This window comes from Cutibacterium acnes (assembly GCF_003030305.1).
GTDB classification, from domain to species: Bacteria; Actinomycetota; Actinomycetes; order Propionibacteriales; family Propionibacteriaceae; genus Cutibacterium; species Cutibacterium acnes.
Genome location: NZ_CP023676.1, coordinates 2,189,058 through 2,208,836, shown reverse-complemented (window position 1 = coordinate 2,208,836; position 19,779 = coordinate 2,189,058). Strand labels below are relative to the sequence as shown.

Here is a 19,779-nt window from a genome sequence, read left to right as displayed (position 1 = left end):
TCACGGTCGCGGACCTCGGCGCCGAACTACTGATCGGATGTGTTCGACGGCGTGGTGATCGGTGCGGTTTCATGCCCAATGACGGTAGTGCCAGCCTTGTCCGACTTGGCCTTGGCGTCGTCGTAGATCGAAGAAATCTTGGCGATCGTTGGGTCGTCAGCCGGGGTTGTGGCCGGGTCAATGAATGAGGCGCCGGTAGAGCACAGTTTCTTCTGCTGTGAATTCCACGCCACGTTCACCTTGGCCAGGTGCTGGCCGTAGGAGCCGGCCTGCAGGAGCGGGGCGCCGGCCTTGTCCTTCCACGAGTACACCTGGTGAGTGTGGCCGTTGAAGACGACGTCAACATCGGTGGACGTGTCAGCGTAGACCGGTGCGAAGTTGCCGCCCTGGCTGGCGGCATCCCCGGAACCGTCGGCAGCGCCTTCGTGGTATTCGGCAACGACGACGTCGGCCAGGCCCTCGCTCTTGAGACGCTTGGCCTCGGCATTCACAGCCTTAACCGGATCACCAATGGTGAGGTTGGAAATGCCGGCAGGGGAGACCAAGGAGGGCAGGTCGTGGGTGACAGCGCCGACGACACCGATGCGCACCCCATCCTTGACGATGATCGTCGACGCTTTGAGGGGAGCCGCCACTTTCGTGGTGCCCTTTTCGTAGACGTTGGCGCCGAGGTAGGGGCTGTTGAGATGAGGCACGATGCGCTCGGCTAGGTCCTTCCAGCCCTTGTCGAACTCGTGGTTGCCGACGGCATTGGCGTCGACACCAGCGGCGTTGAGCACGTCGATGGTGGGCTCGTCGTTGAGGGAGCCAGACTCGAAGGTCGATCCACCAACATTGTCGCCAGCGTCGAGCAGCAGGACCTTGTCGGCTCCGTTGGCGTTGCGGGCCTCGACGACAGGGGTGAAGAGGTTGGGGCTCCGGTAGCGATACGGCCGTGAAAGTCGTTGAAGTTGAAAATGTCGACGTTCTTGTCGCCATTGCACGACGCGACCGGCGCGGACGAGGTGCCACTCGTGCTCGGTGCTGCGAAAGCAGGCTTGGCAACGAAGCTGCCCGCGGCCATACACAGTACCGATAGGCCGATAATGCGAGCCCTGCGTCGGTGATTCATGGGCTCCCCCTGGATTCGTCCGAATGATGCTGTGTGCCCAAAAGCGTACAAGGCTAGCTTCGCCTATTTTTGGCCGTCCTGGCAATGGTTCTGGCGAACTTCACCGCCAGGAATTCGCTGTGTCGGCACCTTGACCTGAAAGCGGCCAAAGTTGAGGCAAATCTGCTTTCGTTCAGCCACGACCGACGCTGCCCCTGATCAATGTGCACTGGTCGACCATGCCCGGAATACGGCAGACGCCGTGACGAATCCGTCACGGCGTCCAGGTTTCAGATCTGCGGCATCCCCTCGGCAGGAACCCCTTCGGGTAGTTCACCGTCATACCCCGGCGGCACATAGGCGCACGAAGGATCAGAGGCGAGATAATCCCCGGTCAAGGCGTAGGCGGTCGAACGAGACCCACCGCAGAAGTGGTTGAAATTGCATGCTCCGCACTTGCCGGAGAACCCATTCGGATTGCGCAACCCCTGGAAAACCGGCGATCCGCAATAGATCTCAGGGAAGGGCGTCTCCTTGATCGACCCACAGTGGATCGGTAGGAACCCTGACGGGTAGACATCACCGGTGTGGTCGATGAACGCGAACCCAGATCCAGAGTTGATCGCCAGTGGGGTGCGTGGCGGGCGCGGTTCTGTAATGGTTTCGCCCAGCAGCTCGTTGGTTTCGCGGGTCAGCCACTCGTAGAGCTCGCCGTGGCGAACCGGCCGCTCCTTGCCTTGGCGGACGGCGTCGCGCTGGAAAGCGATGCGCCGATACTGAGGGGCTTCGGTCGTCTTGATGGCAATGCGGGTGGAGTTGTCGTGCAGCCAATACAGGACGTCCTCGCGCTCCAGGGGCGAGAGCATATCGAGCTGGGCGCCACGCCCGGTCGGCACCAACATGAATGTGTAGAACATCATCGCCCCGAGGTCGATGGCGTTCTTAAGCATCTGTGGCGCCTCGTGGATGTTCTTAGCCGTGAACACCGTATTGAGCTGGAACTTCATCCCTAGCTCGCGAAGCATGTGGCAGGCCTCGACGGTGTGGTCGAAAGTGCCAGGGAAACCCCGGAAGGCGTCGTGGGTCGTGGCTGAGCCGCCATCCAAGGACATCGACATCATCGACACCCCAGCTTCCTGCACCGCCCTGACCCTGTCGCGGGTAAATAGCGGGGTCACTGATGGCGAGATCGACACGTGCAGGCCCTTGCTGACGGCGTACTCGATGAGGTCGACGAGGTCAGGGCGCTCGAAACAGTCACCGCCGGTGAGGATGAGCATCGGGTAGGGACGCTCGTAGCTGGTCAGCTGATCGATGAGTTCGTGGCCTTGGGCGTTGGTGAGCTGGCCAGGGGCGGCATGGTGCTGGGCCTCGGCGCGGCAATGCTGGCAGACCAGGGCGCAGGCGCGGGTAACCTCCCAGATGACGATGAAAGGCTTGTTGTTGAGGTCGTGCTTGATCTCGCGGACGAGCGGGCTGTGGCCTGGATGACCTCCCGGATGGCCACCGGGGTGTCCTGTGGGCGCACTGCCGGGCCGGGTCAGGTGGTCAGGGTGCTCAGTGATGGTCACTAATTCTCCTCCTTCGAGGTGATGTGGCGTGCGAGACGGCGTCCAGCAGCAATTGCGGTGCCAACTCCGGCACCGTCGATACCGGCCCCTCCCACATGGAGACCGGTGCCGTTGAGGGTCGCGGCGAGCTGGGCCATGCGCTCCCGGTGGCCAGGAGCTGGTTGCGGCATGGCGCCGCGGTGTCGCTCAATGACGTAGTCGTGGGGGTCAAGAGCCAGTCCGAGACGTCTCAACTCTGCCACGCTCATGGCGACGAGGTCGTCGTCAGATAGATCGTCGATGGGGGTTCCACGCTGCCGACCCATGGCGATCCGAAAGGTGGGTTTGGCGAGGTGCCACGTCGTCGAGAGATTGGTCACCTGACGCACCAGGGCAGACCATGCCGAACCAATGAACCACGTTTGGGCCGTAGCGATCGGGTGGTCAGTAAGGTCAGCCTGCATAACCAGCGTGGCAACGGTAGTGCTTTCACACTGCGACAGCAGCTCGGAAGCTCGCGGGCATGCGGTAGCAAGCAGGGCACCCGCAACCCTGGCGGGGGTGGCAATGATGACGTCATCAACAGCAACCGATCCAACGCCATGCGGACCAGTGACATCGACTACCCATTCGTGGCCGACCTGACGGATTCCCCTGGCACGGGTATTCGTATGAATGGTGAGCTCCCTAGCCAATGCTTCCGGCAACATCATCAGGCCGTGTTTCCAGGTGGCGGTGGCGGGGGTGCGCGGACCGGATCGCTGTGAATGATGGCGGAGCTGCGACCACCGTCCGGCAGCATTGCGTTTGAGAGTTCCGGCGACGATGGAGTCGCCGTTCCTGACCGTCTGCTCCAAAGCGGGGGCGGCAACTGCTAGCGAGAACGTGTTGAGGTCGGCGGCGTGAATACCCCCCAGTAGCGGGTCGACGACGGCGCGGCTCACCTCGTCACCAAATCTTTCGGCGATGAATTGGCCGACGCTGACGTCGTCAAGGTGCGGGTGAGCGTTGAAAGGTTCGAGCCCGGCCCGTAACAGTCCGGCAGGGGAGAGGATGCGCGAGGCAATAGTGGGGAGGAACTTCGTGGGCCCTACTGGTGTTACGCCGGACGGCATCTCGACGACTCCACGCCGGCTCGACAATAAGACGCGCCCAGGAACGGGATGACGCATGGAGTCCGTTAGTCCCAGCTCCGCAACGAGTGCGGCGACGCCCGGGGCGCGAAGAGGCACGGCTTCAGGTCCCATGTCGACCACATCAGAACCAAGACGACGGGACCTGACCTGGCCGCCAACGCCCTGCCCCGCTTCGAGGACGACGGGACGACAGCCGTGGCTGTGTAGGTGGTGTGCGGCTGCCAGGCCCGTCATTCCGGCACCGATGACTGCCACTGTTTTGCTCACCGTTTGAGGGTACGCACGTTCTGGCACCAATCGAAGTCCGGGGTAGGAACCAGGAACAACCTACGCAACGGTAACCTCATCTTTGGTGTCTCTTTACGGAACGGTAGGTTTCGCTTGGAAACGGGACTTGTTGGCGTTCAGAATTGAGTTACGGAACACTTAACCAGGAGGAAGATGTGACCGAGACCATTTGTGCCGACGAAGGCGGCACGGATCCGTTCGTCCTTCCGGCGCGGCAACACCCCGTTAATCGTCCTGATCCTGCAATGGTGCGGATCCTCGACGAGCAGGGACGCCTCACCACACACCCCGACTTTCCTGTTGACCTGGTCGACGACGACCTCGTCAAGGCTCTCGAGATGATGGTCATGACGCGACGCTTCGACGTCGAGGCTACCGCCCTGCAGCGCCACGGCGAATTGGGTTTGTGGCCGCCGCTATTGGGACAGGAGGCCACCCAGGCTGGCGCTTGGTTGGCACTGAGAGAGGGAGACCAGGTGTTTCCCACCTACCGCGAGCAGGGCCTGGCCCACGCCATGGGCGTCAGTCTGGCTGACATCCTTGGAGCTTGGGACGGGACCTCTCACTGCGGCTGGGATACCGTCGCGACCCACTTCAGCGCATATCCAGTGATGATCGGGTCGGGAACCCTGCATGCCGTCGGCTATGCCATGGGTGTCCAGCGTGACGTCGAGGCTGGAGGTGATCCGGCTGCCGTGCTGGATTTCCACGGTGACGGCGCGATGAGCGAGGGGGACACGAACGAGGCTTATGTTTTTGCGGCTTCGATGAACGCCCCCGTGGTATTCGTATGCGTCAATAACCAGTGGGCGATTTCAGAGCCGACCACGGTGCAGTCGCCCACGTCTCTTTTCCGCCGCGCCACCGGGTTCGGCATCCCTGCCGTGCAAGTCGACGGCAACGACGTCATCGCCATGATGGCCGTGCTGCGATCGGCCCTCGAATATGCCCGTAGCGGAAAGGGGCCGGTGTTCGTCGAGGCGTGGACCTACCGGATGGGTGCTCACACCACCACCGACGACCCCACCCGCTACCGCACCGCAGAAGAGGAGTCGACGTGGGGTAAGACCGACCCCATCGTCCGGCTGCGCACGTATTTGCAGAACCGCGGGATTATCAACCAGGTGTGGCTTGACGGCCTCGCTGAGCGTGAGGACGCCTTCGGTGCTGAGGTTCGCGCTGCTGTTCACGAGAATGCCACGCCTGTGATGGCTGACCTTATGGCGGACGTGTACGCCGAGCCGACCCCCGACGTCCTGGCTGACGCCGAGGAAATCGCGTCGTGGGAGGAGGATAAGTGATGAGCGAGGAAGTATTGCGCAGTGCGCGTCCGCAGGGGGAGACCACCCTTGCCAAGGCCCTTAACGCTGGCTTATCCGATGCTCTGGCAGCCGACGATCGTGTTGTCCTCATGGGGGAGGACGTCGGGACCCTCGGTGGTGTCTTCCGCATCACGGACGGCCTCAAAGCCCAGTTTGGTGGCCGTCGAGTCATCGATACGCCGTTGGCAGAGTCAGGCATCGTCGGAACAGCGATTGGTATGGCCATGCGCGGGTACCGCCCGTGTGTGGAAATCCAGTTTGACGGCTTCAGTGCCCCAGCCTTTGACCAGATCGTTTCCCAGCTGGCCCGATACCGGGCTCGCGTCGGTGGCCGGTGGTCCCTGCCGGTGACGATCCGCATCCCCTTCGGAGGCGGTGTCGGCTCGCCAGAACACCACTCCGAGTCGCCGGAAGGCTTCTATGCGAATACGCCTGGTCTCAAGGTGGTTACCTGCTCCAACCCTGACGACGCCTACTGGATGCTGCGTCAGTCCATTGACAGCCCCGACCCGGTGATCTTCTTTGAGCCGAAACGTCGGTACTACACCCGTGGCCACGTTGCGCAGACACCGACGCTGGGGTTGCACCAGGCCCGAATCGCGCGCTCCGGCGAGGAGGTCACCCTGATCTGCTACGGCCCGATGGTCGATACCTGCTTGGAGGCGGCGAAGGAGGCGTCCCAGGAGGGGCGAAAACTCGAGGTTATTGACGTGCGTAGCCTCTCCCCGCTCGACATGGCGACTGTCTACGAATCGGTGCGCCGTACGACAAGGGCCATCGTCGTCCAGGAGGCGCCACGCACCCAGGGTGTCGGCGCGGAGATCGCGGCTCGGCTGGGTGAGGAGCTTTATTACGTTATGGAGGCCCCGGTACTGCGAGTCACCGGCTGGTCGACCCCCTACCCGCCGGCCAAGGCCGAGGGGGAACACATCCCGGACGTCGACCGCATTCTCGACGCCGTAGACCGCTCCCTGGCCTTCTGATTCTGAGAGGCATTCACGTGAAGAACTACTGCATGCCCGACCCGGGCGAAGGGCTCACCGAGGGAGAGGTCGTCTCCTGGCGGGTGTCTCCCGGTGACACCGTCAAGATCAACGACGTGCTGTGCGAGGTCGAGACGGCCAAGTCGATCGTCGAACTCCCCAGCCCTTTCGCCGGGACCGTGGCGAAGCTGTGTGCCGAGCCCGGCGAGACGGTGGCTGTGGGAGAGCCACTGGTGACCATTGACGACGGTTCCGACGACCAACCCGAGGAGGAGCCGGAGTTCCTCGTCGGTCACCTGACCGCGGAGTCCGGACGTCGACGCCGTCGTCGCAGGGGAGCTGCGGTGTCGGCTGAAAGGGCACCCGAGAAGGCCCCCCAGACGCCGACCCTCAAGACCGGTCCAGAGACTGATGTCGAGCCCGTTCCCGAACCTGTGCAGCCGACACAGCCCAGGCGCCAGGATCCGCCGCGCATGGACCGCGCCGGGCATGTCCTCGCCAAGCCCCCGGCCCGACGTCTGGCTGCCGACCTCGGCATCGACCTCTCGACGGTGACGGGCACCGGCCCGCAGGGGGCGGTGACGAGGAGCGACGTCAAGGCGGCAGCGGAGGCCGGTCGTCAAGCCGCGCCTGAACCACCTGTCGTCGGTGCCTCTGCTGGCGACGCTGAGTTCGCGACCCTGTCGGTGATGTCTCGTCGTCTCCTCGGCGGTGCCCCGACCGAGCCTGACGGCCACACTCGCAGGGTCCCGGTGCGCGGCGTCCGCAAAGTGACTGCCAAGGCGATGAAGGATTCCCTGGACACCAAGGCCCTCGTGACGGCCTTCCTCACCTGCGACGTCACCCCGACGATGGACCTCGTCGCCCGGCTGCGTGCCGACCGCAGGTTCAAGGGACTGCGCGTCTCCCCGCTGACCATCTGGTGCAAGGCGGTGTGCCTGGCGATGGGACGCACCCCGGTCGTCAACGCCCGCTGGGACGACGCCGCCGACCAGATCGTCTTCCGCGACCAGATCAACCTCGGCATCGCCGCGGCCACCCCGCGCGGCCTCATGGTGCCCGTGGTGCGCAACGCCCAGGACATGACGATGCTCGAGCTGGCCGAGGAGATCACCCGCATCGTCGCCATCGCCAAGGAGGGAAAGCTCCAGCCCACCGACTACACCGACGGCACCTTCTCGATCACCAATGTTGGGGTGTTTGGCCTTGACGCAGGGACTCCGGTCGTCAACCGCACCGAATCGGCGATCCTCGTTCTCGGGACGATCGCTCGACGTCCGTGGGTCGTCGGGACCGGTGACGATGAGGAGGTCGTGCCCAGGTGGGTGACGACGATGAGCCTCGGCTTCGACCATCGCCTCATTGACGGCGAGGAGGGCTCGACCTTCCTCCATGACGTTGCGGAGATTCTCTCGGACCCGGCCTCGGCAATGCTGTACTGATCGACCTTGGCCGCTGGTCGAGGATGTCAGTGCGGTGTTTTCACCGCGGACGAGGTTGTTTTAGCGTGTGATCGTCACGCGCCATGGCGCTACTGCTGTGCCCTCGTGTCTTCACTGGTACGACAGGTCGCAGCGGGTTAACTGGCCACAGGGGTGGATACGTGATATTATGACCGCTGCCTTGAAGGTATGGATTATGGCTATGTAGCCGCGTGGCATCTTTAGTTGAGAAAATGGTGATGGAGATGAGATCTCGCAAGGAGCTGGTTTCTACTATCGTATTAGGTGTTATGACGGTGAGCGCTGGGATGACGATGATCGCCGGGCAGGCTAACGCAAGCCATTGTTCTTTGTTTGCAAATAAGCCTGTCCAGCATGGCACGACGATGTCCGGGACTGGTGGGCGTCAGAGCTGCGCCGACACCGTAGGATCCGTGGCAGTCGCTGAGTATCACCAGATCTCGCATTGGCCGGATAGTCGTATGGCATCCGCACGCAGGACTAATGTAAAGAATGCATCCCTGACCGTTACTGGTCATGGTAAGCACGGCTGGGATGTCTATACCAGGGTTGATAGTTCGACTGGAGCCCAGACGAAATCGGGTTACACTCGGGTCGGATGAATGATCGAACTCGAGCACATATCGCACCGGTATCGTCGTCGGCGTAGCCTCGTCGATATTTCCTGTGAGTTTGACTCTGGGTTGTGGGGGTTGCTCGGCCCGAATGGGGCTGGAAAGTCGACACTTCTCAGTATTCTCGCAACACTACGGGAACCGGAGTCCGGTCATTTTCGGGTGAATGGTGTCGATGTCAGCGATGACGTCAATACCATTCGTAGTATGGTCGGATTCTTGCCCCAGCGGTTTTCCCTCCCGTTGCATTTTCGCATCCGGAGGGCCGTGGAATATGCGGCATGGGCGCGAGGAGTTGAATCGAGGGAGTGCTGTGTACGGGCAGGTGCGGCCCTTGATCGTGTGGGGCTTGTCGACCGCGCCGATGATCGCGTCCAGTCTCTTTCGGGTGGAATGCGCCAGCGGCTTGGAATCGCGTGTGCAATTGTCGGAGATCCGGCTGTGCTGCTGCTCGATGAGCCGACAGTCGGCCTCGACCCGGCATCCAGGATCGGGGTGCGATCCCTCCTCGGTGAACTTGCCGAGGATCGGACGGTCATCGTTTCGACGCACCTGCTTGAGGACCTCCAGGAATTCGTGTCGCAGCTTGCCGTCCTTTCCGAGGGAGAGTTGATCTTCGAGGGCTCGTACTCTGACCTGGAATCTGTTGGTCAAAAGCATCCAGTCCGTAACGCCAACGATGCTGAGGCTGGGTACCTCACCCTCCTCGGGGAGGCAGCCTGATGTCCGTGTCGCCCCGGGATATACGCCCGTTGCGTGGTCTCCACCGCGTGGCATTCCCCTTCCCATCATGGTATGCGATTCTCGTAACGGCCAGCGGTGCCGTCTGCAGTCTCATTGCGCTGCGAGGATCATGGTCCTGGGGAGTGTGGCAGGTGCAGGACGTCACCGTCACCATCCGGGAGTCCAGTATGTTGTGGGCCATCGTGGCCGGCCTCATCGGGGCAGGATCGGCGGCCCGCATGGCACCGTCGGACATGATTGTCGGGGTTGCTCCGGCAAGGTCCATTCTCAGCATCCACTGGCACTGGTTCTGGCGTCAGGCGGCTGCCCTGCTCATCGGGACCGTTGTCGTTGCGGCGCCCCTGGTCGTCAAGGCCTGGATCAACGCATCCCCGACTGCCCCCGAGGTCGCAGACCTTATCGTCGTTCTGCTGTCCTTCCCGGCTCTGGTGGCCGTTGCTCACCTGGTAGCCGCGATGGTGTCCCACCCCATCGTGTGGGTGGTGGCGCCGGTTGTGTGCATCGCTGTGGTCGGAATACCGGTCCTTGTCAACGAGAATCTCTTTGCCAACACCGGGTATGGCTCGGTGGTCTTCGCGTGGTCCATGGACATGGCAGAGCCGAGTGGCAACCACACCGCCACGGCCTCGGCCGTGACCATGCGCACCATCTTCTTTTGCATCGTCTCCGTCTCGTGCATCCTGGCTGCCAGCCGTTGGTCCACGGTTCGCTCCGGCGGTTTTACGTGGCGTCGGGTGGTGCCATGTGTGGCCCTGGTCGCCCCACCGCTCATCATCGCTGCCCTGGGGGTCGTCATGCCAGTGCCGTTGTTCCGCGATGCGCCACTGGCCTTCGGGTGTTCGTCACACGAAGACGTACGGGTGTGCGTCATGCCGGCACATCGCAGTCTCGCCTTGTCCTACGCGCAACCCGCTCAGCGCGTCGTGTCCGTCATGCCGCCTACGGCGGTACCTCACGACGTCCTACTTGCTGAGCCTGGATACCACGCACGCAGCAAGCAGTTCGTCATGGATCTCGGACATGCGACCGTATATGATTCTGCGCAACAATTATCGGATATGACGGCTCAGGGTCTGGCTCAGTCTTTTTCCGGTCAAGACGCATGTACTTTCTCTACAGAGATGACACCCCAGCAGATCGAGGCCTTCGACGGCGTTAATTCCGTGGAACGCACCATTCTTCGGCTGGCTGGATTCCAGTATGATGATGCGCCAAGTTCGGAACGAAATGACCTTGACGGCATGGATGTCACCGCATTTCGCCAGTGGTACACGCACCATCGTCAGGCGATCGAGGGGTGCTCGTTGACCTCCAGCGATCTGCACCGATGATGAGCATCGTGACTTTCTTGAAAGGGCGCCATGCCGTAGCCCTTGTTGCCGTGCCGGTTGCGGCCGTTGTCGTGGCCTTTTTCCTGTGGAAGACGCGTCTGTCGGTGGCATCGGGGGACGTGTGGGATCGCCCTGTGACAGGTCTCGAGCTGACCAGTCTGGTCGGTTGCGCCACCATCATGTGGTGCGTCTCGTCGGGCATGGGGTGGGTCGAGAGAGCTTCGATTCGCTCCCTGGAAATTGGGTATGGGTCAATGGGGCTGTGGATATGCTTGTGCGCCGCTGCTCTTCCACTGCTCACGGGGTGGATACTGCGGTCGCTTCCCGTCGAATTAATACCCGATGGTGATTCCGTGTTAGTACCGGAAATGCCCGCGCGGTTTCAGCTGCCGTGGTCTCCATTCATCGGGTTCTCGGTCACCTGCCTGCTGTGCACCGGTGTCGCATTGTTTGCCACGGGGGTGCTGTCGCGCAAAAGTGGGCCATTGTGCGGCCCCCTTGCCTACCTGATCATGGTCGTCGCGCAGTCAAACACCTTCCTGCGATTTCTCCCCGGCGGCTATCTAGGACAAACAGCTGCCGTCGAGGGAAGTGTGCGGGGGGTGTCTGTTGTGGCTGTGGTGTGTGCTGCCGTCTGTGCCCTCCTCGGGGTTGTCGGGTATGCACGAGGGCTGGGCGGAGTGAAATCCCTACGTCCCTGACCCGTATATTGATTTCGGCCACTGGCGTGCCGAAGGGCCCAAGGTGCGCGACGATTGATCCTGGCGACGGTATCGACGATGGGGCCTGGAGTGGACGAGCTCGACGAAAATGGCGTCCGCCGACTGCTGGCTTACGTTGCCGCAGCCGGTATCGCCGGTGGTCAGCCGGTGCACGAGGTGGAGGCCGACACCCGCAGCGTCGGTCGGTACCTGGGATGCCCCGACGTCCAGGTACAGGGTTGGCCCACCGGGGTCGTGGTGAGCCTGGGAGGTGGCACCCCCGCAACCTTCGAATCGGTGGAAGGAACCATCCGTCTGGACCAGAGCGCCACCACAGCTCGTATCCGTCAGCAGCTCCTCGACGGCACCATCGGCCCGGTCGAGGCCCTCGAGCAACTGCGGGACTTGCGTTCCATCCCGCCACGTTACCCGCGCCTGGGTCTGCATGGTGGCATGGTGTGCGTCGCCTCGGGCATCGCCCTGGTACTGCAGCCGTTGTGGCCCAGCGTGCTGTTCTCCGTGCTGGCCGGTCAGGTCACCGCCGGATTCATATGGTTGTCCGGCAAGAGGAAGGCCCTGGCCGTCCTCACCCCGTTCCTGGCCGCGTTTGTCGTCGCACTGTGTGCCTTCTGGGTCGCGCGACTCGGACTCATCGAGGGGCCGCTGCGAAGCCTGCTGCCGCCCATCGCGGTGCTGCTTCCCGGTGCCCTCATCGTTACCGGGGTGGCTGAACTGGCGGCAGGGGCGATGATGGCGGGCGCGTCGCGTCTGGGGTTCGGGACCGCCCAGTTGGCCATGTTCACAGCGGGTGTTCTCGGTGCGGCGTGGCTGACAAAGGTCCCCGTCGACCAGCTCAACAACCAGATCATTCCCTGGCGAGGGTTGTGGGTGCCATTCCTCGGCGTCCTGCTCCTGACCGCCGGGATGAGTCTCATGGAGTCGATACCCAGATACCTCGTCCCGTGGGTGGCCCTCATGTTGGCCACCACCCTGACCTTCCAGATCATCGGCCAGACGGTTGCCGGGGCCACCTGGGGCGGCGGCCTGCTGGGAGCGACCGTGGCGAGTTTCGGATCATCGGTGATCGAGATGCATCGCCCGCGACTACCGCGTCTGGTGCTCTTCCTGCCGAGCTTCTGGTTGTTGGTCCCGGGATCCCTGGGCCTGGTGTCCCTGACCCAACTGGGCGCGGGCACCCCCGTGGCTGGCGCGACGGCGTTGGAGTCCACGGGAATCATTGGCTCGATCGCGCTGGGTCTGCTCATCGGCACGACGGCTGCGCGGGCTGTCGGACTGCTTCGTCGCAGCCGCACACGTCGGCCCGGGGCACGCCGTCGGCAAACCTTCTGACGCCTCCCGGGCCGAACACAGATCCTGGCCTCAGCCGCGCGGGCGGCGGGTCGGGAACTGCTTGCGGGCGTAACGAGCGACGCTCCAGGTGGTGAACCCGTCGGTGGTGGCTCCGACTCCACCACCTAACACGGGCACGCGCTTGGAGACGAAGACCGGCAGTTTCTTGCCCGCAACCTGGCCCATGAGGACGTTGACGAGGTTACGGGCGACAACCTTCTCCAGATCGGCGTCCCCCACCGGGGCGGTGGCGATGCCCATCGGGGTCGTCGGAAGCTTCTCCTCGTGAATGAGGCTGTCGACCTCACGCTGACCCATGAGGGTGGCGAGGATGGCGGTCCGGACGCGCTGGTCGTCAAGGTCGTAGCCGCGCAGGTGGGCGATGGCAGCCACCATGCGGGCCTGGACGATCGCGACGCCCGAGATATTGGCGGGGATGGTCACGGCCAAGGTGACGACGCCACCGAGGTTGGAGACGAATCCCTGTGCACCGGCCATGGCGATGTGCTGGTTGACGAGGGAGCTGATGGCCTGTTCGACGTCACCGTCGTGCTTGGTGAGGGTCTTGCCAGCGGCCTGACGCGCTCCTGGCAGCGACGAGGCACCGTCGATGGCGAATCCCAGGATGCTGCGCAGCATCGAGACGGCCGCGCCGGGTGCCATGTCGGGTGCCTGAGCCAGCAGGGCCTTGCCGATGTTGCTTCCGATTCCCACGAGGGTCTCCTCTCGATCAACTCACTTCAAGGGTAGCCGTGGGGGCAGGGCGAGTCCTGTGGTGTTCGCGTTGAGGTGGTGACGGGCAATGCCCGTGGTGATCGCGCCTGCACGAGGCCGCGATTCCTCCGAACGTGGTGTGCCCTCCGGCGTCACCAGTAGGACCGCCTGTCTGGCCTGTGAGTGTATCTCCTTGCCAGGACGTGAATGACTCCTATTTATTAACGAGGATAACTAATGAGTTAGGGTTGCCTTACGAATTGTGACGAGGTGACCGTGGCCCGACAAGGTGACATCCACCCGCTCCCGATGGCCCGCGCCATGGCTGGAAGCGCGCTGACCGCCACCCATCGGCCCCGCACTCGGGGGTTCCACGGCGCTGTGGACCCACGCACCCTGTTCCTCTATGTCATCGTCTTCCTGCTGGGGCTGGCCGGTGGCTGGTTGGGCATCAAGGTGGGTCGCAAGCACTTCCAGCGGGCAGGACTGACGAAGTGAGCAAGACCTCCACGTCCCCGCAGGTGTGCCCCGGCGCTGCCGCACCGGAAGATATTCGCGACTACCAGACCAAGCACCGTGCCGGTGGCAAGGCCCTGTCGTCGATCATGAAACCTATCCGCGAGTACGTCCTGATCGCGCGGATCCTCGTCATTGCGTCCTGCATCGTCGCCCTTGCCCCGTACGTCGCCCTGACGAGACTCGGCGCGATCCTGCTAGGTGACCACGTCGACCACGAGGCGCTCACCCGGACCGCCAATGTGCTGTGGATGGCCTTCTGCCTCCAGGCCCTGCTCTACGTGTTGGCCCTCGTCATCACTCACATCGCCGACATCAAGCTGCGCAACATACTCCAGGACCGCATCATCGACCGCATCTCGAAGGCCCCACTGGCCTGGTTCAGCTCGTCGTCAACCGGTCGGGTGCGCAAGGCCATCCAGGACGACACCGTCCAGATCCACATGCTCGTCGCCCATGCGCCCGTTGAGCAAACCGCAGCCGTGGGAGTTCCGCTCGTACTGCTCGTCTATGCCTTCGTGGTGGACTGGCGGCTGGGATTTCTCTCCATCGCCACCTTCCCAATCTACGCCCTGCTGCAGTGGGTGACGATGCGAGACATGGCCACCAAGACCGCCGAGATGGACGACAAGCTCGCCGACATCTCGTCCTCGTCGATCGAGCTGACGGAGGGGATCCACGTCGTCAAGAACGTCGGACAGACCGGCAAGGCCCATCGTCGCTTCACCCGTGCGTGCGAGGAGTTCGCCCGGTTCTACTGGGACTGGTGTGGCCCGCTCATCAAGGCGTCGGCCCTGTCTCTGTCGGTGATCTCGGTGGCAGCTCTCATGGCGATCAATCTAAGATTCGGTCTACTCATGGCCAAGGCCGGCTGGGTGGGCGTCACCGACGTCCTCACCTGTTCACTCATCGCCCTGGTCCTGCCGCGCACCATCGAGGTACTGGGCAACATGGCATGGGGTTACCAACAGGCCGGCAACGCGGCTCTGCGTCTGCAGGACGTGCTGTCCATCGAGCAGATCAGCCATCCACAGGTCAGCGTGCGGATTCCTGACGACATGACGGTCACCTTCGACGACGTCAGCTCCTCCTACCTCACCCCTGACGGCGTCATTCCGGCGCTGAGTCATGTCAACCTGACACTGCGTCCAGGAACTGTCACGGCTCTGGTCCGGCCGTCGGGGTCGGGCAAGTCGACCTTGGCGACGATGCTCGCTCGCTTTCGCGACCCGGATTCCGGGGTGGTGCGCATCGGTGGGGTCGACCTCAAGGACGTTGCCCAGAATGACCTCTACCGGTTGGTGTCCTTCGTCCTCCAGGATCCGTACATGCAGCGTCGGTCCATTCGTGACGTCATCACCTTGGCTCGTCCCGACGCCACCGACGATCAGGTGCGCGAGGCTGCTCGTGCCGCCCACATCCTTGACGACATCGACGCCCTGCCGAAGGGTTTCGACACCGTCTTGGGGGATGACACTGATTTCTCGGGTGGTCAGAAACAGCGGTTGTCCATTGCTCGCGCCGTGCTCGCCGACGCCCCGATCCTCGTGCTCGACGAGGCGACGGCCGCCACCGATCCGGACTGCGAGGCGGAGATCCAGCAGGCCCTGGCCGCACTGGCCCGAGGCCGAACCGTGCTCGCCATCGGTCACCACGCCGAGTCGGTGGCCGGAGCCGACGTCATCTGCGTCATGGAGAACGGTGGCATCGCAGCTTGCGGTTCGTCCGAGGAATTGGCCGATCAGCCCTATTGGGCGCGTCTGTCGGCAGGGCGAGCGATGGAAGGAGCCACCCGATGACCACGACCATGAACTCCCGCCTTTCCTGGGCGGGCGACATCCTGCTCCTGAACACCTTCAGGCCCCTTCTCACCGAGGAAGGGGCTGCCAAGTTCCGTCGCTCCCTGTGGCTGGCAGGTCTTCAGGGAACCCTCGAGGGGGTTGGCCTGTTTGCCGTCATCCCGACGATCACGGCATTCGTCGAGGGTGGATCCTCGATGGGACTGACCTGGCAGGGCTGGGTGTGGGTGCTCGCCGCCTTGGCCGTTGCCGGGGCCGTCGTGACGTACTTCCAGTCGACGATCGGCTATCTCGCCGCGATGGATGTCATGGGAAAACTCAGCGTGCGCATCGGCGACCAGGTGGCGAGCCTGCCACTGGGATGGTTCCGCTCGAGTTTCCTCGGCCGCCTGTCCCGCCTTCTCATTCAGGGACTCATGCACCTGGGCGAGGGGTTGGCACATTTCACCGCCCCACTCGTGCGCGGTGCCGCGACCACCGTCGTCATGATGGTGCTCTCGTGGTTCTGGTCGTGGCAGTTGGGGTTGTCCCTGCTCATCTCGATGCCTGCGATGTGTCTGATTATGATCGCCTCGCGGGCCTTGTGGCTTCGCGGTGAGTCGGTGGTCCAGCCGACCGAGCAGGAACTGGCTGCCCGCATCGTCGAGTTCTGTGAGACCCAACCAGTGCTGAGGGCCGCCGGACGAGCCGAGGGCTACGAGCCGCTTCGGAATGCACGCCGGGCCAATGAACGCGCCGCTCGTAAGTGTCTGGGGCTGGGCGTGACGGCGAACTTCCTCTCGGGTCTGGGTGCCCAGGCGGTCGCGGTCGTCCTCATCGTGCTGGCCGCGCGCATGGGCAGCAACGGCACCCTCGCCCCGGTCGCGACGGTCGCTTTCGTCGGCGTCTCGCTGCGCTACGCCAAGGTGTTGGAGGACGTCGTCTCGGCTGCTCTGTCCGTCGAGACCGCGCGCAAGCCGGTCAGTGAGGTCGACGAGATCCTCTCGGCGGAGGTGCTGCCCGAGCCCGAGGCCCCGAGCGACATGACAGCTCCCGGTGAGGTGTCCCTCGAGGACGTCTCCTTCGGTTATGACAAGGAGCACCCGGTCGTCCATGACGTCACGTTCACTGCTCCAGCGGGGGGTTTGACGGCCATTGTCGGCCCCTCGGGGACTGGCAAGACGACCCTGTTCCGGCTCATGGCGCGGTTCTGGGGCGTCGACTTGGGGACGGTGCGTGTCGGGGGACTGGACGTGCGCGACCAGACGACCGAGCAGCTCATGAGTCAGCTCGCCATGGTCTTCCAGGACGTCTACCTCTACGACTCCACCCTGGCGGAGAACATTCGCATCGGTGCCCCGGATGCCACTGACGAGCAGGTATGGAAGGCAGGATCCCTGGCCGGGGTCGACGAGATCGCAGCTCGCCTGCCCGGTGGATGGGATGCCAGCGTCGGTGAGGGTGGTCGTCGTCTGTCTGGCGGTGAACGGCAACGGGTTCCGGTGGCTCGCGCCTTGCTGAAACGCGCCCCGATCCTGCTGTTCGACGAGGCCACCTCCGCACTCGATCCCGAGGACGAGGCCCACGTCGAGGCCGCCCTGGCCCAGCTGCGCGAGTCCTCGACAATCCTCGTCATCGCCCACAAGCTCGACACCATCCGTTCGGCGGATCGCATCGTCGTCATCGACCGCAACGGTAGGGTTTGCCAGGTGGGAACCCATGACGACCTCATTGCCAGCGGCGGTGTCTACGCCGATCTGTGGCATGCCCGGGAGCGGGCCGAGGGGTGGTCGCTCGTGGGCCGCGAATGATCAGCAAACGGCCAGGGCGCAAGCCTGCGTTCACGCGACGTCAGGCGATTGACGCGGCCCTGGCCGAGGGCATCGAGACTTTCACCCTGAGGGCTGTTGCTGATCGTCTCGGGGTGAAGGCCACCGCCCTGTACCGGGAGTTCAGTTCTCGTCAGGAATTGCAGTTGGCCGCAATTGCGGAGATCGCGGTGGACATCGAGCCGGATCCCGACTTCTCCAATTGGCAGGACGCCCTGCGCCAGGTTGTCGACCGCCAGTGGGCGTTGTGCGAGCGGTATCCAGAGGCTCCGCTGGTGCTCATGGCTCAGCCAGAGGCCTTCGGGGCAGCGATGCCTCGTATCGCGGCGATCGTGCAGAGACTGGCAGAGCTTGGTGTCCCCGGAGGGGTCGAGGGGGCTGCTTTCGCCTTCGACTTTGTCGGGGACACCACCTTGGAGACCTTTGTGTCGATCCAGCCTTATCTGACCGCTGATGAAGGAGGACGGACCGGCGTTGAGAGGATCGGGGAGATGACGGCAGGGCATCCGGATGTGTTCGGGGTGCAGTCGATGGGTGAGCGCGGCAACCTCGATCTCAAGGTTGAGTTCATCATCGCCGGCATGGAGCTCGGGCTGTTTCCCGGCTCGGTCGCACAGAAGTGATCGCATTCCCAGACCGCGAATCCTCCTGCAGCATCCCCATCCCGCGATCCCGCCTCCACAAGTCGAGGGCGACGACGGCCCAGCTTGCGGAGTTGAAGGCCAGGGTGAGCTGACGGTCTCGGCCGGTCAGTACGACAGTGACGGCACCGATCGACGCCATGGCCAGGCAGGCCCCGGCGAATCCGAGGATCGCGCGGTCGATGAGGGAGATCCATGTGTCGGGGCGGTGACACCGGTGATGACGCCGTTCCGTCAGAGACCAGGCCGTCGCCCTCGTTGGCGACGGCCTGGTCTCTGACGGATGGTATTCCTCAGGCGTGCAGATCGTCAGCGGTCTTGTCGGGTTGGACGCTCCACTCCGGTGGGACGTCGGCTCCGGACTTTTCGTCCTCCTCAGCCTTGGCAGCGGTCTCCTGGACGATGCCCGGGGTGTGGTGGACCGGGGCGTAGATGGCGTAGACCTGCATCGGCTCGTCACCGGTGTTGATGACGTCGTGCCAGGTGCCGGCCGGGACCTGGGCGGACCAGCCGTCGCTGACGTCCTGCTGGAAGTCGAGCTGATCCTCAGCCGGTCCCATGACGCAGCGCCCCTTGCCGGAGTCCAGGCGCAGGAACTGATCGGTGTCGGGGTGGGCCTCCAGGCCGATGGACTCTCCCACCGGGATGGACATGAGCGTCACCTGCAGGTACTTACCGGTCCAGGCGGTGGTGCGGTAGTTCGTGTTCTCCTTCGTTGCGGTCTCGATGTCGAAGGCGTTCGGTTTGGGGCCGTTGTCGTTGATCTTCATGGTCAACGCTTCCTTTCCTGGTGAGATTCGTGCTGCGGGTGTGGGCCAGTGACCGGTCGCGCCGATCGGATTGGTATCTGCAAGGCAGCCATTGCCCCACAATCTCGATGGATCCAGCCAGTGTGGCCAGACTATCCTGCCCACCCACCTTGACGACATGTTCGACAATTCCAAGGGGTCTAGGCCTCTCTAGAGGAGAGTACGTGCTGTGTCGGCCCACTTCGACATGGAGATCCACGACGACGAGTTCCAGTCCGGCGTTCCCGCGGACAAGCAGCCGACGGTCTCCGACGTCCTGAGCACCTGGCGTGAGAGGTACAAAAGGCCGCCAGGGAGGAGTCTCGGCGCTGTGATCATGGCGAGGGGCTAGGACTTCTTCTTCCGGGTGTCCCGGATCCCCTGGATGAGGATCGCGAGGATCCCGATCACCATGACCCACGCTATTTCCCCGACGGCGCCGTACCACGGTTGGATGAGGGCGGTGAGGGCGAGGACGATGAGAGCCCACGCGGCGAGGATGAGCGTCAGGATGAGCAAACGTGCAGCTCGTGTCTGGCCCGGTTTGCCTCCGCCGCGGGGGAACATTCGGTTCTCGCCAACCAGTTCCAGCAGGATCTCGCCGGGGATTCCGATGAGCAGGACTCCGACGAACATCCTCAGCGACCAGCGCCAACCGATGAAGATCGCCACGATCACGAACACCACGGCCATGCAGATCGTAAACGCGACGGTGCCCGCAAGGATCCTCTCAGCGCGGGACGGTTCCTTCTCCTCGATGGTCATGACTTCCTCACACTCGCTCGCCAGCGTCGTCACGCACGTGGCTGACGACCTGCTCTGACAAGGCCAAGTGTCCTCCAGGAAGGCTCACGACCAAACCGAGGGGCTCCAGGCCGGACTGGGGATGCTACGAGACGTGTCCGTATGGAGGGTATGGGGGATCAGTTGCACCGAATCCG

Annotated in this window: 19 protein-coding genes; 13 read left to right on the top strand and 6 right to left on the bottom strand. The window is 63.5% G+C overall.

Annotated elements, in window-relative coordinates; translation table 11 throughout:
- Positions 1–26: 26 nt before the first annotated feature.
- From CPA42_RS11060 to hemG, 3 genes are all read right to left on the bottom strand, one after another.
- Positions 27–1,067, bottom strand: a complete 1,041-nt coding sequence (locus CPA42_RS11060; RefSeq protein WP_002519504.1) for a bifunctional metallophosphatase/5'-nucleotidase — start codon at positions 1,065–1,067, stop codon at positions 27–29.
- A gap of 313 nt (positions 1,068–1,380) precedes the next feature.
- Positions 1,381–2,661: a TIGR04053 family radical SAM/SPASM domain-containing protein gene (locus CPA42_RS11055; RefSeq protein ID WP_002516333.1), complete on the bottom strand. Its 1,281-nt coding sequence runs from the start codon at positions 2,659–2,661 to the stop codon at positions 1,381–1,383.
- Positions 2,661–4,010: a protoporphyrinogen oxidase gene (hemG, locus tag CPA42_RS11050; RefSeq protein ID WP_002519689.1), complete on the bottom strand. Its 1,350-nt coding sequence runs from the start codon at positions 4,008–4,010 to the stop codon at positions 2,661–2,663. Before hemG ends, CPA42_RS11055 begins: the two co-directional genes overlap by 1 nt.
- A gap of 299 nt (positions 4,011–4,309) precedes the next feature.
- Here hemG and pdhA point away from each other — a divergent pair, with 299 nt between their 5' ends.
- From pdhA to CPA42_RS11005, 8 genes are all read left to right on the top strand, one after another.
- Entirely contained in the window at positions 4,310–5,365 is a 1,056-nt protein-coding gene (gene pdhA, locus CPA42_RS11040; RefSeq protein ID WP_002519500.1) for a pyruvate dehydrogenase (acetyl-transferring) E1 component subunit alpha, read from the top strand.
- Positions 5,365–6,369 carry an alpha-ketoacid dehydrogenase subunit beta gene (locus tag CPA42_RS11035; protein ID WP_002519499.1) on the top strand — a complete coding sequence of 335 codons (1,005 nt, stop codon included), beginning with the start codon at positions 5,365–5,367 and terminating at the stop codon, positions 6,367–6,369. Before pdhA ends, CPA42_RS11035 begins: the two co-directional genes overlap by 1 nt.
- A 32-nt stretch (positions 6,370–6,401) precedes the next feature.
- The gene (locus CPA42_RS11030; RefSeq protein WP_002519498.1) at positions 6,402–7,811 is read left to right on the top strand and encodes a dihydrolipoamide acetyltransferase family protein; all 1,410 of its coding nucleotides are present in this window, start codon (positions 6,402–6,404) and stop codon (positions 7,809–7,811) included.
- 233 nt (positions 7,812–8,044) lie between these two features.
- Positions 8,045–8,434 carry a hypothetical protein gene (locus tag CPA42_RS11025; protein WP_002519497.1) on the top strand — a complete coding sequence of 130 codons (390 nt, stop codon included), beginning with the start codon at positions 8,045–8,047 and terminating at the stop codon, positions 8,432–8,434.
- Entirely contained in the window at positions 8,435–9,169 is a 735-nt protein-coding gene (locus tag CPA42_RS11020) for an ABC transporter ATP-binding protein (protein ID WP_002516364.1), read from the top strand.
- Entirely contained in the window at positions 9,169–10,521 is a 1,353-nt protein-coding gene (locus CPA42_RS11015) for a hypothetical protein (protein ID WP_002519496.1), read from the top strand. Before CPA42_RS11020 ends, CPA42_RS11015 begins: the two co-directional genes overlap by 1 nt.
- The gene (locus tag CPA42_RS11010; protein ID WP_002514514.1) at positions 10,518–11,222 is read left to right on the top strand and encodes a hypothetical protein; all 705 of its coding nucleotides are present in this window, start codon (positions 10,518–10,520) and stop codon (positions 11,220–11,222) included. Before CPA42_RS11015 ends, CPA42_RS11010 begins: the two co-directional genes overlap by 4 nt.
- A gap of 78 nt (positions 11,223–11,300) precedes the next feature.
- Complete coding sequence (locus CPA42_RS11005) at positions 11,301–12,572, top strand: threonine/serine exporter family protein (RefSeq protein WP_002519495.1); 1,272 nt, start codon at positions 11,301–11,303, stop codon at positions 12,570–12,572.
- Positions 12,573–12,602: 30 nt separating this feature from the next.
- Here CPA42_RS11005 and CPA42_RS11000 read toward each other — a convergent pair whose 3' ends face one another.
- Positions 12,603–13,286: an EcsC family protein gene (locus CPA42_RS11000; RefSeq protein ID WP_002514512.1), complete on the bottom strand. Its 684-nt coding sequence runs from the start codon at positions 13,284–13,286 to the stop codon at positions 12,603–12,605.
- A gap of 309 nt (positions 13,287–13,595) precedes the next feature.
- On the opposite strand from CPA42_RS11000, the gene CPA42_RS10995 reads away from it, so the two are divergent.
- From CPA42_RS10995 to CPA42_RS10980, 4 genes are read left to right on the top strand one after another with little or no spacing between them, the layout of a single operon-like run.
- A complete protein-coding gene (locus tag CPA42_RS10995; RefSeq protein WP_002519494.1) occupies positions 13,596–13,784 on the top strand; it encodes a hypothetical protein in 189 nt (62 codons plus the stop codon).
- Positions 13,781–15,601: an ABC transporter ATP-binding protein gene (locus CPA42_RS10990; RefSeq protein ID WP_002516232.1), complete on the top strand. Its 1,821-nt coding sequence runs from the start codon at positions 13,781–13,783 to the stop codon at positions 15,599–15,601. Before CPA42_RS10995 ends, CPA42_RS10990 begins: the two co-directional genes overlap by 4 nt.
- Positions 15,598–17,391, top strand: coding sequence for an ABC transporter ATP-binding protein (locus CPA42_RS10985; protein WP_002516295.1), 1,794 nt, complete (start codon positions 15,598–15,600; stop codon positions 17,389–17,391). Before CPA42_RS10990 ends, CPA42_RS10985 begins: the two co-directional genes overlap by 4 nt.
- Complete coding sequence (locus CPA42_RS10980) at positions 17,388–18,032, top strand: TetR/AcrR family transcriptional regulator (RefSeq protein WP_002519493.1); 645 nt, start codon at positions 17,388–17,390, stop codon at positions 18,030–18,032. The genes CPA42_RS10985 and CPA42_RS10980 overlap by 4 nt, the downstream gene beginning before the upstream one ends.
- Positions 18,033–18,343: 311 nt before the next feature.
- Here the strand turns inward: CPA42_RS10980 and CPA42_RS10970 are convergent, their stop codons facing one another.
- Complete coding sequence (locus CPA42_RS10970) at positions 18,344–18,820, bottom strand: cupin domain-containing protein (RefSeq protein ID WP_002516275.1); 477 nt, start codon at positions 18,818–18,820, stop codon at positions 18,344–18,346.
- Positions 18,821–19,046: 226 nt separating this feature from the next.
- Here CPA42_RS10970 and CPA42_RS10965 point away from each other — a divergent pair, with 226 nt between their 5' ends.
- On the top strand, positions 19,047–19,190 hold the full coding sequence (locus CPA42_RS10965) for a hypothetical protein (RefSeq protein WP_002519491.1): 144 nt from the start codon (positions 19,047–19,049) through the stop codon (positions 19,188–19,190).
- Here CPA42_RS10965 and CPA42_RS10960 read toward each other — a convergent pair.
- Positions 19,187–19,636 carry a hypothetical protein gene (locus tag CPA42_RS10960; RefSeq protein WP_002516190.1) on the bottom strand — a complete coding sequence of 150 codons (450 nt, stop codon included), beginning with the start codon at positions 19,634–19,636 and terminating at the stop codon, positions 19,187–19,189. The two genes, CPA42_RS10965 and CPA42_RS10960, sit on opposite strands and share 4 nt — an antisense overlap.
- Between the last annotated feature and the right edge of the window lie 143 nt (positions 19,637–19,779).

What these genes read in the sequence shown, in the direction of transcription:
- CPA42_RS10985 (WP_002516295.1), top strand. Translation starts at nt 15,598, where the DNA reads ATGACCACGACCATGAACTCCCGCCTTTCCTGGGCGGGCGACATCCTG.
- CPA42_RS11010 (WP_002514514.1), top strand. Translation starts at nt 10,518, where the DNA reads ATGATGAGCATCGTGACTTTCTTGAAAGGGCGCCATGCCGTAGCCCTT.
- CPA42_RS11035 (WP_002519499.1), top strand. Translation starts at nt 5,365, where the DNA reads ATGAGCGAGGAAGTATTGCGCAGTGCGCGTCCGCAGGGGGAGACCACC.
- CPA42_RS10965 (WP_002519491.1), top strand. Translation starts at nt 19,047, where the DNA reads ATGGAGATCCACGACGACGAGTTCCAGTCCGGCGTTCCCGCGGACAAG.
- CPA42_RS10980 (WP_002519493.1), top strand. Translation starts at nt 17,388, where the DNA reads ATGATCAGCAAACGGCCAGGGCGCAAGCCTGCGTTCACGCGACGTCAG.
- pdhA (WP_002519500.1), top strand. Translation starts at nt 4,310, where the DNA reads ATGGTGCGGATCCTCGACGAGCAGGGACGCCTCACCACACACCCCGAC.
- CPA42_RS11030 (WP_002519498.1), top strand. Translation starts at nt 6,402, where the DNA reads ATGCCCGACCCGGGCGAAGGGCTCACCGAGGGAGAGGTCGTCTCCTGG.
- CPA42_RS10970 (WP_002516275.1), bottom strand. Translation starts at nt 18,820, where the DNA reads ATGAAGATCAACGACAACGGCCCCAAACCGAACGCCTTCGACATCGAG.
- CPA42_RS11020 (WP_002516364.1), top strand. Translation starts at nt 8,435, where the DNA reads ATGATCGAACTCGAGCACATATCGCACCGGTATCGTCGTCGGCGTAGC.
- hemG (WP_002519689.1), bottom strand. Translation starts at nt 4,010, where the DNA reads ATGACGGGCCTGGCAGCCGCACACCACCTACACAGCCACGGCTGTCGT.
- CPA42_RS11015 (WP_002519496.1), top strand. Translation starts at nt 9,169, where the DNA reads ATGTCCGTGTCGCCCCGGGATATACGCCCGTTGCGTGGTCTCCACCGC.
- CPA42_RS11005 (WP_002519495.1), top strand. Translation starts at nt 11,301, where the DNA reads ATGGGGCCTGGAGTGGACGAGCTCGACGAAAATGGCGTCCGCCGACTG.
- CPA42_RS10995 (WP_002519494.1), top strand. Translation starts at nt 13,596, where the DNA reads ATGGCCCGCGCCATGGCTGGAAGCGCGCTGACCGCCACCCATCGGCCC.
- CPA42_RS11025 (WP_002519497.1), top strand. Translation starts at nt 8,045, where the DNA reads ATGGTGATGGAGATGAGATCTCGCAAGGAGCTGGTTTCTACTATCGTA.